10 protein-coding genes are annotated in these 15,725 nt (G+C 65.5%); 9 read left to right on the top strand and 1 reads right to left on the bottom strand.

The genetic code is table 11. The annotated features are described in order from the left end of the window. The first annotated feature begins 57 nt into the window (after positions 1-57). Both ACU8YE_RS00380 and ACU8YE_RS00385 read left to right on the top strand, forming a co-directional pair. Positions 58-2,295 (top strand): methyl-accepting chemotaxis protein, encoded by a 2,238-nt coding sequence (locus ACU8YE_RS00380; protein WP_316868510.1) that lies wholly within the window; start codon positions 58-60, stop codon positions 2,293-2,295. Positions 2,296-2,384: 89 nt separating this feature from the next. Then, positions 2,385-8,432, top strand: coding sequence for an Hpt domain-containing protein (locus ACU8YE_RS00385; protein ID WP_446927869.1), 6,048 nt, complete (start codon positions 2,385-2,387; stop codon positions 8,430-8,432). 67 nt (positions 8,433-8,499) lie between these two features. Here ACU8YE_RS00385 and ACU8YE_RS00390 read toward each other — a convergent pair whose 3' ends face one another. Beyond that, positions 8,500-10,056, bottom strand: coding sequence for a cryptochrome/photolyase family protein (locus ACU8YE_RS00390; protein WP_446927870.1), 1,557 nt, complete (start codon positions 10,054-10,056; stop codon positions 8,500-8,502). A 79-nt stretch (positions 10,057-10,135) separates the two neighbouring features. On the opposite strand from ACU8YE_RS00390, the gene ACU8YE_RS00395 reads away from it, so the two are divergent. From ACU8YE_RS00395 to ACU8YE_RS00425, 7 genes are all read left to right on the top strand, one after another. Then, positions 10,136-10,882 carry a pseudouridine synthase gene (locus ACU8YE_RS00395; protein ID WP_316878212.1) on the top strand — a complete coding sequence of 249 codons (747 nt, stop codon included), beginning with the start codon at positions 10,136-10,138 and terminating at the stop codon, positions 10,880-10,882. Between the two features lie 96 nt (positions 10,883-10,978). Next, positions 10,979-11,551 carry a YqgE/AlgH family protein gene (locus ACU8YE_RS00400; protein WP_232042161.1) on the top strand — a complete coding sequence of 191 codons (573 nt, stop codon included), beginning with the start codon at positions 10,979-10,981 and terminating at the stop codon, positions 11,549-11,551. Beyond that, positions 11,544-11,975 carry a Holliday junction resolvase RuvX gene (ruvX, locus tag ACU8YE_RS00405; protein WP_260802910.1) on the top strand — a complete coding sequence of 144 codons (432 nt, stop codon included), beginning with the start codon at positions 11,544-11,546 and terminating at the stop codon, positions 11,973-11,975. Before ACU8YE_RS00400 ends, ruvX begins: the two co-directional genes overlap by 8 nt. Further along, on the top strand, positions 11,972-12,490 hold the full coding sequence (gene pyrR, locus ACU8YE_RS00410; protein WP_446927871.1) for a bifunctional pyr operon transcriptional regulator/uracil phosphoribosyltransferase PyrR: 519 nt from the start codon (positions 11,972-11,974) through the stop codon (positions 12,488-12,490). The genes ruvX and pyrR overlap by 4 nt, the downstream gene beginning before the upstream one ends. Before the next feature lie 65 nt (positions 12,491-12,555). Continuing rightward, positions 12,556-13,527 (top strand): aspartate carbamoyltransferase catalytic subunit, encoded by a 972-nt coding sequence (locus ACU8YE_RS00415; protein ID WP_446927872.1) that lies wholly within the window; start codon positions 12,556-12,558, stop codon positions 13,525-13,527. 127 nt (positions 13,528-13,654) lie between these two features. Further along, the gene (locus tag ACU8YE_RS00420) at positions 13,655-14,932 is read left to right on the top strand and encodes a dihydroorotase (RefSeq protein ID WP_232042164.1); all 1,278 of its coding nucleotides are present in this window, start codon (positions 13,655-13,657) and stop codon (positions 14,930-14,932) included. Continuing rightward, on the top strand, positions 14,919-15,716 hold the full coding sequence (locus tag ACU8YE_RS00425) for a lysophospholipid acyltransferase family protein (protein WP_446927873.1): 798 nt from the start codon (positions 14,919-14,921) through the stop codon (positions 15,714-15,716). Before ACU8YE_RS00420 ends, ACU8YE_RS00425 begins: the two co-directional genes overlap by 14 nt. Positions 15,717-15,725 lie beyond the last annotated feature (9 nt).

A 15,725-nucleotide genomic window follows, 5' to 3' on the forward strand; every position in this document is an offset into this window, starting at 1 on the left:
CCATGCGGCTGATCTCGATAGAACGAGACGGCAGCATCGACAAGACAAGAGGGTCCTATGGGGTTCAAGTGGTTCAACGCAGGTCGCCGTGCCGCAGAGGCAGGGGCGCCGGAGGTTGCAGTGGAGGGCGCATCGGCGGCTTCCGTGCAGTTGGCGCAGTTGGACAATGCGCCCCATACGGATGACGACAATCCCGCTGGGCCGCCCACGCAACTGGGCCGCTCGCCCATGGATGCCGTGGTTGGCTGGATGGAGCGCGTGCCGTTTGCCGCGCAGCAGCGTGTCTTCACGATCGGCCTGGTGGTTGGTCTGCTGGCCCTGCTGATCTCGGTGTACCTGGATAACCGCCAGGCCAACAACGGTTCGGTGCAGATTGAAATTGCCGGTGACACGCTGATGCACTCGCAGCGTCTGGCCAAGGCAGTGCCGGTGGCGCTGCTGGGTAACGCCAACGCATTCACCCAGCTCAAGGAGAGCCGTGCGCGCTTGCAGGAGAACCTCGAGGCGTTGAAGAACGGCAGCTCCGAGCGCGGCGTGCGCGCCTCGGGTGGCGAGGCCGAAGCGCTGCTCGACAAGTCGATCGAAGAGTGGAAGCGCAGCGACAAGAGTGCCCAGGCCATCCTGGCGCAGGAAAAGACGCTGGTGGCGGTGGGTAAGACGCTGAACGTGTTCAACGCGTCGAACCCCGAGCTGCTGGAAGAAGCCGAGCAGATCTCGTCGATGAAGCTGCAGACCAACGCGCCGGCCCGTGAAGTGGCCGCCTCGTCGCAGCTGGTGATGTTGACGCAGCGTCTGGGTAAGAACATGAACGAGTTCCTGGCCGGCGAAGGCGTGAACCCGGAAACGGCGTTCCTGCTCGGTAAGGACACCAACACCTTCCGCGAAACCCTGAACGGCCTGCTCAACGGCTCGGAAGCGCTGCGCCTGTCGGCCGCCACCGATGCCGAGACGAAGGGCTACCTGCAAGAGCTGTCGACCCGCTTCGACAACGTGCAGAAGACCACACAGATCATTCTTGAAAACCTGCCGGGCCTGATTGCCGCCAAGCGCGCCCAGCAGCAGATCTTCAACGACAACGAAAAGCTCCGTGCCGACCTGTCGGACCTGCAGTCGGCCTATGCCGGCAGCGTGCGCAGCCGTCCGGTGACGCTCGGTGCGGTGGTGCTGTCGGCCATTCTGACCGTGGTCTGCCTGGCCGGCCTAGCCGCCCTGTACCTGCGCGATTCGCGCGTGCGTACGATGGAAGCAGAAGCCCGTCAGCGTGAGGCTGAAGAGCGCCGGATGGTGGAAAAGCGCAACAACGATTCCACCCAGGCTGCAATTTTGCGTCTGATGAACGAGCTGCAGGACATTGCAGACGGTGACTTGACCAAGCAGGCCACCGTGTCGGAAGACATCACCGGCGCCATTGCCGACTCGGTGAACTACACCGTGGAAGAACTGCGCGAGCTGGTCGGCCGGGTGCAGCAGACGGCCGAGCAGGTGACGCAGGCATCGTCGGCGGTGCAGACCACGTCGGAAAGCCTGGTGGCCGCATCGGAAGAACAATCGCGCCAGATTCGCCAGACCGGCCAGTCGGTGGTGGAGATGGCAGACCGCATTACGCAGGTCTCGCGCGGCGCAGCCGAATCGGCCAACGTTGCACGCGCCTCGCTGGCCGCTGCCGAGCAAGGCCAGCAGGCCGTGCAGAACGCCATCACGGGCATGAACGACATCCGTGACCAGATTCAGGAAACCTCGAAGCGGATCAAGCGCCTGGGCGAATCGTCGCAGGAGATTGGTGAAATCGTTGAGCTGATCTCGGACATTACCGAGCAGACCAACGTGCTGGCACTGAACGCGGCCATCCAGGCGGCATCGGCGGGTGAAGCCGGTCGCGGCTTCTCGGTGGTGGCAGAGGAAGTGCAGCGCCTGGCAGAACGTTCGGCCGAGGCAGCCAAGCAGATCGGCGCGCTGATCCGCACGATTCAGACCGACACGCAAGACGCGGTGCACGCCATGGAGCGCAGCACGGCGGGTGTGGTGGAAGGGGCGAAACTGTCCGATAACGCCGGTGCCGCACTGGTGGAGATCGGCCGCGTGTCGCGCCAGCTTGCCGAACTGATTGAGAGCATTTCGCAGACGACGTCGCACGAAGCGACGCTGGCTTCGGACGTTGCGCAGAACATCGAACAGATCCTGCACATCACGGAACAGACGTCGACGGGTACGCGCCAGACCGCACAGTCGGTGCGCCAGCTCACGCAGCTTGCTGAAGAACTGCGTGACTCGGTGGCGCGGTTCCGCATCGCCTGATCTCGTCACCACTGGATTTCGGGCGGGAGCGCCGAAGGGGCCACCCCGGGGCAATCGCGGCAACCGCCACCTGCTTTTTGGAAGCACACATGCGTCATCAATCTGCCGCCGAGCCCGCCCAGTCCCATCCTGTCTCGCTTGAGGCGATCGGGGCCCCTGCGGTTCGTCCGAAAGCTGCCGTGCCCGCGCGTGACCTCTCCGCACTGGCGTGGGTCGCGCCCAACATGCGCGCTGCGCTGGACGATGCAGTGCGCGAGTTCGGCGAATACGCGGCCGAGGTCATCGCCAATCCGGAAGTCATCGGTGCGCGCGATACGACCTCGCTGCGTCTGGCTGGCCAGTATCTGCACCAGGCTGCCGGCGCGCTGCTGATCGTCGGCCTGCGTGGTGTCGACGTGTATTGCCAGGCCGCCAAGCGCCTGCTCGAAGCCGTTGATGCCGGCTCTGTAGCCGCCGATGTGCAGACGTTGGACGTGTTCTCGCGCGCGGTGCAGGCTTTGCAGGAATACGTGGCCGACCTGATGGCCGGCATGGCCGAAGAGCCGCTGCGCCTGTTCCAACCGTATCAAGCCGTGCTCGCCCGTCTGGGCGAAGAGCGCATCCACCCGGCTGACCTGTGGGCTGATGAACTGCGCCATCTCCCGGCGCTGCTGCTGCCCTCGCGCGATCTGCCAGGGCTGGCACGCCTGCGCCGCAAGTTCGAACTCGCGTTGCTGACCGCGCTGCGCGCACCGGCTTCCAACGCCGATGGTGCGCAGGTGGACCCGTCCGCCGCTGCTGCTGCCTATGCGCCGCTGGAAGAGCTGCTGCATGGCATTCGCGCGCTCGAGCGCGAGCCGCGCCGCACCGGAGATGATCTGCAGCGTGATCTGTGGCTGGTGCTTGCCCTGACCTTTGGCGCCTTGCGTGCCGGCCTGGTGCCGGCCGACATGACCGCCAAGCGTTTGGCGGCACGCGTCAACCTGCTGCTGCGCCAGTACTCGCACAACAACGTCCACCTGCCGCAAGGCCTGCTGACCGACGCGCTTTACCTGCTGGCCGGCATGGCCTACAGCAACGCGCCCGCAACGCCGGTGGGCGACGACACGCTCGGCCCGGATATCGTGGCCTGTGTTGAGGCCTTTGCGATTCCGCCCACGCACGCACCGGCTGGCGCACTGCATACGCGCCAGTATTACGCGCTGCTGCCGACGGACGCCAGCGACACGCTGCAACGCGTTGGCCGCTCGCTCGAAACGCTCAGTCAACAGCCCGCACCGGCTGCGGACGAACTCGATGCCGCGCTGCAGACGCTTGCGCTGCATGCCGATGCGCTCGGCCAGCCGGCCCTGTCTGACCTGTCGAACCGACTGACCGAGACTGCCGGGCAGGACGTTGCACCCACGCTGCAATTCCTCTCGCGCATGCTTGCACGCCCGTGGGCCGTGCATGGTGAATCCGGCGACTTGCGCAGCGCGTGGTTTGCCGCCCGCTGCAGCGAACTGGCCGAACGCACCCGCGCCACACAAGACGGTCACGCCGTGCCGGCACCCGCATGGCTCACGCTGCTGGCCGAAGAGGCCGCACAACGCCGCGTGCGCGCCGAGCAGGTTCGCGCACTGCAAACACTCCTGGCCTCTGCCGAAACGCACCTCGACGCGTTCGAGCGTGAGGGCGAAGAAAGCGGCGGCCTGCAAGAAGCCACGCGCCTGTTTGGCGAAATGCAAAGTGCGTTTGCCGCGCTCGACGCCTATGAGGCTGTGCACGCCACCGAAGCTGCGCAATCGACCATCAACGCGTTGCAGGCCGCGGGCGACGGCGCAACTGCCGATCGCGAACGCTACCTGGCTGCGCTGGCTGCCAACGTCAGTGGCCTGCAGGCATTGCTCGACGCGCTGTCGGCCGGCACGGAACTGACCGGCGGCCAGGTCGACGAGATCGTCATCGAAGGGCAGCTAACGCCGACCGAGCGCGAAACCGCATGGCGCGAGTTCGCCTTCGATACCGAATCCGGGATGCTGGCCCGGCGCGAGCCGCAATCCGAAACGCTTGCCGGCGCGGACGTGGCCAATGCCGATGCCGCATCGCCGCTGCAATCGCTGCTCGATCGTCTGCTGGCCAAGCAACCGGTCGACCCGACCGACCCGCTGGCTGCCGAGTTGCGCAGCGCGCTGCAGGAGGCGCGCGACGCCGCCGCCATCGACGACGATCCGGCTCGCCGCCGTCGCCTGGAAGAGGCGCTGGCCCAGTTCGATGCCTGGCAGGTCGGCAGTGCCGGCGCGCTGGAGCGCATGCAGGCTGCATTGGCGGCACCGGCTGCCGTGCCTGCCGCCGCAGCCGCCGCCGCGCCTGCAGCCGTGCGGGATACCCAATCCATCGATGCCGAGCTGCTCGACATCTTCCTGTCTGAGGCCGAAGAAGTGCTGGCCGGCGTGCGTGCCGATCTGCATGGCCTGCAGGCCGCTGCCGACATGGGCACGGGCGGTTTGGCTGCCGGCCCCGACCTGGACTTGCTTACGCAACTGCGCCGCGCGTTCCACACGCTCAAGGGCTCGGGCCGCATGGTTGGCCTCACGCGCTATGGCGAAGCCGCCTGGGCCATCGAGCAGGTGATGAACGTCTGGCTGGCCGAGAGCCGCGTGCCGACGCATGACCTGGCAGCGCTGCTCACGCGCGCTGAGTCGGAGCTGTCGACGTGGGCCGCCGCGATTGCGCAATCGCCGCAAGCCGATCACGCCATCGAACCGCTGGTCGCGGCCGCCGAGCGTGTGCGCCATGGCGGCCCGTTCGTGTGGCTGGAAGCCGTGCCTGAAGCGCAGGCCGCTCCCGAGCACGTTGAGCCGCAAACACCTGAAGCACCGGCTGCGGAACCCACATTGCAGGACACCCACGCGGTGCAGCCGATGGAGTCGGCTGCACCGGATGCGCCTGTTGCAGAAGCCGAAGAAGCCGTCGCGCTCACGTGGGATGACGAACCTGCACTGCCCGAAGTCGACGCGCCAATGCCCGAGGCCATCGCACCGGCGGTCGAGCATGAGGCAGTCGAGCCGGTCGCAGGGCACGTCGAAGCGTCCCATCAGGAAGCTGCCGCTGAACCGGTTGCCGCCGATGCCGATGCCGACGCCAAGGTGATCCCGTTCCCGTTCGCGCAGACCGGCGAACCGGAGGAAGCCCCGCACGACGACGGCGTGAAGGAGATTGGTCCGGTCCGCATCAGCGTGGCGCTGTACAACGTCTACCTGCAGGAAGCCGACGATCTGATTCGCCGCCTGGGCGTGGATTTCTCGGAGTGGCGCCATGAAGGCCGCACGCCGCCGAGCGAGCTGGCACTGCGCGCCGCGCACACGCTGCAAGGCAGCTCCGCCGTGGTCGAACTGGAGCCCGTGCGCCAGTTGGCTGGTGCGCTGGAGCAGGTGCTGCTGAACCTGAATAGCCGACCGGTGGCGATGCATCCGGGCGACTTCCGCCTGCTCGATCAATCCATCGAGCGCATGCGCGGCATGCTGCATCAATTCGCCGCCAGCCTCTGGCCGGAAGCTGACGAGGCGATGCGCCGCAGCCTCGACGAACTGTGCGAGCGCCTGCTCGTGCGTCCGCGCCTGCCGCTGGAGCCGGCGCCCGCCGCCTTTGCCGAAGCCGAACAGGCCGAGAACGAAACCGCTGGACTGGCCGGCGAGCCCGGGTTTGAGCCAGCGGAAGTCACACCGACGTTCGTGCGGTCTCTGGTGCCGGTGCACGAGTCGCCGGTTGCCGAGCCGGCCGTGGGTGAGCTGGTTCGCCAGGCACCGGCCGACGCGCTCGACCCGGCGCTGCTGGAAATCTTCCTGGAGGAAGCGCACGTTGCGCTGCCCGAGCTGGGCCAGCACCTGCGCGCGTGGGAAGCCGCGCCGCAGGACCGCAATGCCGCTGGCTTGCTGCTGCGCAATCTGCACACCGTCAAGGGCAGTGCGCGCATGGCCGGTGCCATGACGCTGGGTCAGGCCGCGCACGAAATGGAAAGCACCATTGAAGGCGGCCTGCGCCAGAACCGCGTGGACGACGCGCTGTTCCGCAAGCTCTACGTCTGGTTTGACCGCATTCAGGCGCACGTCGATGCACTGGGCGCGGGCAACCTGCTACCGCTCGATGCCGGCCTTGCCGACGCAGCCGATGCGCAGCAGACGGCCGCCGACGCGCAGGCATCGTCCTCCGCATCGATGCTGCCGGCGGTTGCGGTCTCGACGAGCGTGGATCTGACCGGCACGCGCAGCCCAGAAGCCGAAGCGCTGGAAGTGGCCGAACGCCAGCGCGCGATGGTGCGCGTGCAGGCGCGTGCGCTTGATTCGCTCATCAACGATGCGGGTGAAGTCGGTGCGGCGCGTGCGCGTCTGGAGTCGGAAGTCGATGCGCTCAAGACCTATCTGTCGGAACTGAACGACAACGTGGCGCGTTTGCGCTCGCAGGTGCGCGAGATCGAGATTCAGGCCGAAACGCAGATGGAGTCGCGCATTGCCGATGCGGCTGCCCACGACGAGTCGTTCGATCCGCTGGAGTTCGACCGATTCACGCGCTTGCAGGAACTCACGCGGATGATGGCCGAGTCCGTCAATGACGTGGCAACGGTGCAGCAGAACTTGTTCCGTGGTTTCGATCAGGCATCGCTCGATCTGGAAACGCAGGCGCGCCTCACGCGCGGCCTGCAGCGCAGCCTGATGCGCGCGCGCATGGTGCAGTTCGATACCGTGGCCGACCGTCTGTATCGCGTGGCCCGCCAGGCCGCGTCGGAAACCGGCAAGGAAGTCCGGCTGTTCATCAAGGGCGGTACGGTGGAACTGGATCGCAGCGTGCTGGATCGCATGGGCGGCCCGCTGGAACACATGATCCGCAACGCCGTCGCACATGGCATTGAATCCGCCGACGAGCGCCGCGCCAAGGGCAAGAATCCCGCTGGCGAACTGACGCTTGAAGTGCAGCAGGAAGGCAACGAAGTCGTGCTGCATTTCGTCGACGATGGTGCCGGGCTGAACCTCGACCGCATTCGCGCCCGCGCACTGGAGCGCCAGCTTCTGGCGCCCGACGAGGAGGCCAGCGACGCGCGCCTCACCGAGATGATCTTCACGCCGGGCTTCTCCACGGCGGATCAGGTGTCCGAGCTGGCCGGCCGTGGCGTCGGCATGGACGTGGTGCGTGCCGAAACCGTCGCCCTGGGCGGCCGGATTTCGTTGCAGACCACGCCGGAAGTCGGCACGCGTTTCACCATCCACTTGCCGCTGACCACTGCCATTACGCAGGTGCTGCTGGTGCGTGTGAGCGAGCGCGTGTATGCGATTCCGTCGGGCATGATCGACCACGTGCAGCAACTGCGTCCGCAGGCGCTGGCCGAGGCGTACAACGCAGCTGCATTGCAATTGCCGACCGGCCCCGTGCCGTTCCACTACTTTGGCGCGCTGCTCGAAGAAGCGAAGTCCGTCACGGGCGGGCGCAAGTACTCGCCGGCCGTGGTGGTGCGCAACGGTGCCGAGCGCGCCGCCGTGCACGTCGACGAAGTGATCGGCAACCGCGAAGTGGTGGTCAAGCACATCGGCCCGCACCTTGCGCGTCTGGAGGGTATTGCCGGTGCGACCACGCTGGGCGACGGCGAGATCGTGCTGATCTACAACCCCGTGGTGCTCACGCAGCGCTTCGAGCGCGAAGCCGCTGTGCGTGGCCTGTCCGATCAGGAAGCGACGGGCGCCGTAGCCGAGCTGCACCGCGACGGCAGCACCGACGCCGTGCCGGGCTTGGCCACACAGCCAATCGTCATGGTGGTCGACGATTCGCTCACGGTGCGCAAGGTCACGCAGCGTCTGCTCACGCGCTCCGGCTACCAGGCCGTGCTCGCGCGCGACGGTGTGGACGCGCTGCGCCAGTTGCAGGAGGTCACGCCCGACGCGATGCTCGTCGACATCGAAATGCCGCACATGGACGGCTTCGACCTTACGCGCAACGTGCGTGCGGACGAACGTATCGGCGCCACGCCGATCATCATGATCACCTCGCGTACTGCGGACAAACATCGCCGCTACGCCGCGGAGATTGGTGTGAACGTCTACCTGGGCAAGCCGTACAACGAAGAGGAATTGCTTCGGCATCTGCGCAACCTCATCGGCGAGCGTGCGCCGGCGGCCAACGCAGGCTGACGCGCATCGCAGAAACAATAACGGGCCGGTAGAACACCGGCCCGTTGTCGTTGGTGCGTGGCGATCTTCAATCGCCTTCGCTGTCTTTGCTCAGTGCCGCCGCCTCGGCGCCGGATGTGCGATGCACCTTGGTGACGGCATAGCGGTCGAGCGTCGCTGCGCGCGCGGCGGCATGATCGACGATCGGCAAGGGATACGTCTCGCCCAACGCAACGCCCGCGTCCCTCAGCACATTGGCGGGTGCCGTCCATGGCGCGTGGATGTACTTGTCAGGCAGCTTTGCCAGCTGCGGCAGGTACTTGCGGATGAAGCGGCCCTGCGGGTCGAACTTCTCCGATTGCGTGACGGGGTTGAAGATGCGGAACCACGGTTGTGCGTCACACCCGCTGGAGGCCGCCCATTGCCAGCCGCCGTTGTTGGCGGAGAAGTCGAAATCGTTGAGCACGTCGGCAAAATACTGCTCGCCGCGTCGCCAGTCGATGCCAAGGTCCTTGATGAGAAAACTGGCCGCCACCATGCGCAGGCGGTTGTGCATGTAGCCGCTCTGGAAGATTTGCAGCATGGCGGCGTCCACCAGCGGGTAACCGGTGCGCGCGGCCTTCCAGGCTTCGAAGCGCGCGTCGCCGGTGTCGCCGTCTACCCAGCGGATGCGATCGAATTCCGGGTGGAATGCGGCGCCGTCGGCCAAGTCCGGCCGGTGGTGCAGGATCATGAAATAGAAGTCGCGCCAGACCAGCTCCGACAGCCACGTCGCCGCCCCTCGGCTGCCGCGCAGCATGGCGGCGTGGGCACGCGCTGCCAGCGTGCGGATCGATACGGTGCCAAAGCGCAGATGCGTTGACAGATAGCTTGGGCCGCGCACGGCCGGAAAGTCGCGGCGCGCATGGTAGTCGTCCATGCGCTCCTCAAACTCGTCGAGCAAAGCCTGGCCGCCCGACATGCCGGTGGGCAGGGCAATCTCCGACAAATTGGTAGGCGCAAAGCCCATCGCTTCCAGCGCAGGCGTGGCGTACGCAAGCGCCTGCGGCGGCTTGGCCAGCGCACTGAAGTACGGCTCTGTCGGATACGCGCGCAAGTCGAACGGCGTCAGCGCGGCTAACCACGCGTTCTTGTAAGGCGTGAAAACGCCGTACGGTTTGCCTTGTCCGTTCAGGATTTCGTCGCGCTCGAAGATCACCTGATCCTTGAAGTCGAACCAGGCGCACGGCTGCTGGGCCAGCACTTTGCGCACGGCTTCATCGCGGGCCTGTGCGGAAGGCTCTTCATCGTGGTTAGCGAAGACGGCTTCGATATTGAGCTCGCGCGCGATCTCGGGAATCGCCTGGCGGGGGTGGTCATGCACGACGATGAGGTCGCCGCCGGCCTCGCGCAAGGCGCTGCGCAGTTCCTCGATGGACGCGCGGATGAACTCGATACGGCGGTCGGCCTTGAGCCCCCGCGCAAGCGGCGCGTCGAGGATGTCGCGGTCGAATACGAACACGCAATAGACTTCGCGGCAGTGGCGCAAGGCATAATGCAGCGCCGCGTGGTCGAAGTGCCGCAGATCGCGCCGGAACCACACCAGACCGCGCTGGAAGTGTGCTCCGATGTTGTACGGCTGGCGGATTGGGGCGGTGGAGGGCATCGGCTGGAATCGGTTGCTCTTTTGACCGGCCGAGCGTATCGCAAAAATCGCCCCTTTTTGTCTTGTTCACGTTGTTGTCATGGCTGATTCTTCTCGTCTTCCGCTGTATCGCATCCTGCAATCCCAGGGCTTCGGCACGCGCCGCTATTGCAAGGACCTCGTGCTCGCGGGGTTGGTATTCATCAACGGCGTCGAGATGGAAAGCCCTGACGCGCTCGTGGATACGGCTGGCTTGGTGCTGGATGTCGACGGCGAGCGCTGGGCATACCATGCCCGCGCCTATTTGATGCTCAACAAGCCGGCCGGCGTGGAGTGCTCGCAAAAGCCGAAACACCATCCGAGCGTGTACACGCTGCTGCCGGTGCCGCTGCGCGAGCGCGCTGTGCAATGCGTCGGGCGGCTTGACCAGGACACCACGGGCCTGCTGCTGCTCACCGACGACGGCCAGTTCGTTCACACCATCACGAGCCCGCGCCACCAGGTGCCCAAGGTGTACGAGATCACCACCGCCGAGCCCGTAGCCGATGCGCAGATCGCCCAGTTGTGCGCCGGCGTGCTGCTGGCTGACGAGAATGAAAACGTTGCCGCCGCCTGGGCGGAGCGTGTCGATACGCACCACCTGCGCATGGCGCTCACGCAAGGCAAATACCACCAAGTGAAACGCATGGTGGCGGCCGCCGGTAACCACGTGGCCGGATTGCACCGCAGCGCCATCGGCGGGTTGTCGCTGGGCGATCTGGCACCAGGTGAATGGCGCTGGCTGGAAGCCGCAGATCTGGAGGCGCTGAACACCACGCCGCCGCACGCAGGCGCGGCGAGTGCCTAAAGCGCCACAATGCGCACACGCAAAAAACCTTGCGCCGAGGGTCGATTCCTCCAAATGAGAGGGGCGGCGGCCGGGGGCTTTTGGTAAACTCCTCCCATGGCCTCGCCTGACGCACTTATCAATCTCACGAATCAGTTCCTGATCGCTATGCCCGGCATGGCGGATTCCACGTTTTCGGGCGCGGTCGTGTACATGTGCGAGCACAACGAGCGCGGTGCGCTCGGGCTCGTGATCAACCGCCCCATCGACATCGACCTGGCGACGCTGTTCGACAAGATCGATCTCAAGCTCGAAATCCATCCCCTCGCAGAGCAATCCGTGTATTACGGCGGCCCGGTGCAGACCGAGCGCGGCTTCGTGCTGCACGACGCCACGGGCGCGTATTCGTCGTCGCTGGCGGTGCCGGGCGGGCTGGAAATGACCACCTCCAAGGATGTCCTCGAAGCCGTCGCCCAAGGTGCCGGCCCGCACCGCTTCATCCTCACCCTCGGGTATGCCGGCTGGAGCGCCGGCCAACTGGAAGACGAAATCAGCCGCAACGGCTGGCTGACCGTCCAGGCGGATCCCGAGATCATCTTCAACGTGCCTGCCGAAGAGCGGTTTGCCGCGGCGCTGAACCTGCTCGGTATCAACCCCGCCATGCTGTCGGGCGAGGCCGGGCATGCCTGAGCCGGCGCGTCCGGCCACCCCTTCCGTGCCCGCAGAGGGCACCTTGCTGGCATTCGATTACGGCGAAAAACGCATCGGCGTGGCGCTGGGTAACTCCATCACGCGCTCTGCACGGGCGCTGGAAACCATTCCGAACCGCTCGATCGATTTCCGGTTCGCACAGATCAGCCGGCTGGTGGGCGAATGGCAGCCGGTTGGCTTCGTGGTCGGCATGCCTGTTCACCCCGACGGTGAAGAGCAGCCGATGATCAAGCTTGCCAAGCGCTTCGGCAATCAATTGCACGGCCGCTATGGCCTGCCGGTTACCTGGGTGGACGAGCGTTATTCGTCGATCGCCGCGCAGGACGCCGGTGCCTCCGACGATGTGCTCGACGCAGAAGCCGCGCGCATCATCCTCCAACAGTTTTTCGACGAACACGCATGACATCGCAACAGATCGATGCCGAGGCGCTGTACCAGAGCCTCGTTGCACAACTGCGCACGCGGCTGGCAGACGGCCATACCTGGTCGGTGGCCGGCATTGTCAGCGGCGGCGCCTGGATCGCCAAGCGGCTGGCACATGACCTTGGTCTGCCCGAATACGGCGTCGTCAACGTTGCGATGCACCGCGACGACTACGCCAAGAAGGGCCTGCACGCCAAGGCGCAGCCGACCACGCTGCCGTTCGACGTGAACGAGCGCCGCATCCTGCTGGTGGACGACGTGCTGGCCAGCGGCCGCACCATCCGCGCGGCCATCAACGAACTGTTCGACTACGGGCGTCCGGCGGCGGTCGAGCTGGCCGTGCTGGTCGATCGCGGTGAACGTCAACTGCCCGTTGCCCCCGATTACATCGGTGAACGCATCACGCTGCCGCCCGACGAATCGCTCGTGCTGAGCGAAACCGGCGAGGGCGCTTCCGCCCGCTTCACCTTCACGCGCGAGCCCAAGGGCGCTTGAGTTCGCGCCCCGCACCGCGCCCGCTTTGACCGGACCTGTACTGACCTCGTCGCCCTTCGTTTCTCATGCCCAAGACTTTTGCCAACCCGCAGCTCACGAAAAACGGCGAGCTCAAGCATCTGCTGTCGATCGAGGGGCTGTCGCGCGACATCCTCACGCACGTGCTGGACACCGCGCAGCAGTTCGTCTCCGTATCGGATTCCGACCGCGAAGTGAAGAAGGTGCCGCTGCTGCGCGGCAAGAGTGTGTTCAACCTGTTCTTCGAGAACTCCACGCGCACGCGCACCACGTTCGAGATCGCGGCCAAGCGGCTGTCGGCAGACGTGATCAACCTGAACATCAATGCGTCGTCCACCAGCAAGGGTGAATCGCTGCTCGACACGATCAACAATCTGTCGGCGATGCAGGCGGACATGTTTGTCGTCCGGCATGCCAGTTCGGGTGCGCCGTACCTGATCGCCGAGCACGTCGCACCGCACGTGCACGTCATCAATGCTGGCGATGGCCGTCATGCGCACCCCACGCAGGGGCTGCTCGACATGTACACCATCCGCCACTACAAGAAGGATTTCTCCAATCTGACGGTGGCGATCGTCGGCGACATCCTGCATTCGCGCGTCGCACGCTCCGACATCCATGCGTTGACGACGCTGGGCTGCGCGGAAGTGCGCGCCATCGGCCCGCGCACGCTGCTGCCGGGCGGGCTGGAGCACATGGGGGTGCGCGTCTTCCACAACATGGAAGAAGGCCTGAAGGGCGTGGACGTGGTCATCATGTTGCGCCTGCAGAACGAGCGCATGAGCGGTGCGCTGTTGCCCTCCGCGCACGAATACTTCAAGGCTTACGGTCTCACGCAGGACCGCCTGGCGCTGGCCAAGCCGGACGCCATCGTCATGCACCCTGGCCCGATGAACCGTGGCGTGGAGATCGACTCCGCCGTGGCAGACGGCGTGCAATCGGTGATCCTGAATCAGGTGACGTTCGGCATTGCGGTCCGTATGGCGGTCATGGGCATCGTGGCGGGCAACAACGACTGAGATCGATGAAAAACGATTCTGGCGGCCCGGCGCCGACTTGCCGTACTTTTTGTACTGTCTGCGTCGGCGCCGAACCGCCAGAACCGCTTCGCTTCGTTTTGCATCAATCTCAAAAAAACTTGAAACGATGAAACTGCATATCAAAGGCGGCCGCCTGATCGACCCGGCCAACGGTATCGACGCACAACAGGATCTGTACATCGCGGCGAGCAAGGTAGTCGGTGTCGGCCACGCGCCGGCGGATTTCCATGCCAACAAGACCATCGACGCGACGGGCCTGGTTGTTTGCCCAGGCCTGATTGACCTGTCCGCACGCCTGCGTGAGCCGGGCTTCGAATACAAAGCCACCCTCGAATCGGAGATGGCGGCGGCGATGGCCGGCGGCGTAACCTCGCTGGTGTGCCCGCCAGATACCGATCCGGTGCTGGACGAACCCGGCCTGGTGGAGATGCTGAAGTTTCGCGCGCGCAACCTGAACCAAGCGCACGTGTATCCGCTCGGCGCGCTGACCGTCGGCCTGAAGGGCGCGGTGCTGACCGAGATGGCCGAATTGACCGAATCGGGCTGCGTGGGCTTCTCGCAAGCCGACTCGCCGATCATCGATACGCAGGTGCTCATGCGTGCCATGCAGTACGCGCAGACCTTCGGCTTTACCGTCTGGCTGCGCCCGGAAGATCCGTATCTGGGCAAGGGTGGCGTGGCTGCAAGCGGCCCGCTGGCTTCGCGCCTGGGCCTGTCGGGGGTGCCGGTGATGGCCGAGACCGTACGCCTGCACACCATTTTTGAGCTGATGCGCAGCACGGGCGCGCGTGTGCATCTTTGCCGCCTGTCGTCGGCGGCCGGCATTGATCTCGTGCGCCGCGCCAAGGCCGAAGGTTTGCCGGTCACGTGTGACGTGAACGTCCACCATATCTCCCTGACCGACGTCGACATCGGCTACTTCAATTCGCAGATGCGCTTTGTGCCGCCGCTGCGCTCGGGCCGCGATCGTGATGGCATCGTACGTGCGCTCGCCGACGGCACCATCGACGCGATCTGCTCCGATCACACGCCCGTGGACGACGACGAAAAGCTGCTGCCGTTTGCCGAGGCCACCCCCGGCGCCACCGGCCTCGAAACCCTCCTGCCGCTCACGCTGCGCTGGGCTGCCGAGCACAAGGTGGATCTGCCGAAGGCGCTGGCGCGCATCACCAGCGAGCCCGCCCGCGTATTGGGCCTGCAGGCAGGCTCGCTGGAAGTGGGTGCGATGGCGGATGTGTGCGTGTTCGATCCGGATGCGACCTGGAAACTCGAGCCGCGCACCCTGCGCAGCCAAGGCAAGAACTCGCCGTACCTGGGCTTTGAGCTGGCCGGTCGCGTACGTGCCACGATGGTTGCTGGCCATCTCGCCTATGACGGGCATTGATCAGGACATGGCAGGCGTGCCCGCAGAGGGAAACGCGCCGCAGCGCAAGCATGTGCTGCGCAAGCTGCGATTGCTCGTGCATCTGGCAGAAGGTCTGATCACGTGCGCGCTACTGTTCTGGTGGGTCAAGCTTGAGACCAAGCAGAGGCTGATCCAGCGCTGGTCGCGCAAGCTGCTTGCGTTGTTCCGGGTCTCGCTCGTTGTGCATGGCGAGACGGTCGCCGGCAAGGAACTGGCGGGCTCCATGCTGGTGTCCAACCATGTCTCATGGATCGACATCTATGCGATCAACAGCTGGTATCCGCCGCGCTTCGTCGCCAAATCGGAGATTCGCAACTGGCCGGTGATTGGCTGGCTGTGTGCGCAGACCGGCGTGCTGTTCGTCGAGCGCGCCCGTAAGCGCGACGCGCATCGCATCATGCACGTCATTGCCGATGCGATGCGTTCGGGCGATGTCATTTGCGTGTTTCCCGAGGGCACGACGTCTGACGGGCTGCAGCTGCTGCCGTTCCACGCCAACCTGTTTCAGGCGCCCGTCAGTGCTGGCGCACCAATCCGCCCACTGGCGCTGCGGTATCGCATTGCCGAGACGGGCGCGTTGACGACCATTCCCGCGTACATCGGCGATCTATCGATGATGGACACGATCAACGCCATGCTGAACGGGCCGCCGTTGGTGGTCGAGGTATTCGTAGGCCCCGCCGTGGCTCCGGAGATGGACCGCCGTGCGCTGGCCGCACATAGCCACGACGCCGTTGCGACCCTGATCGCTCGCGCGGGCTAGGTCAAACGG

Source organism: Ralstonia sp. VS2407, from assembly GCF_052950655.1.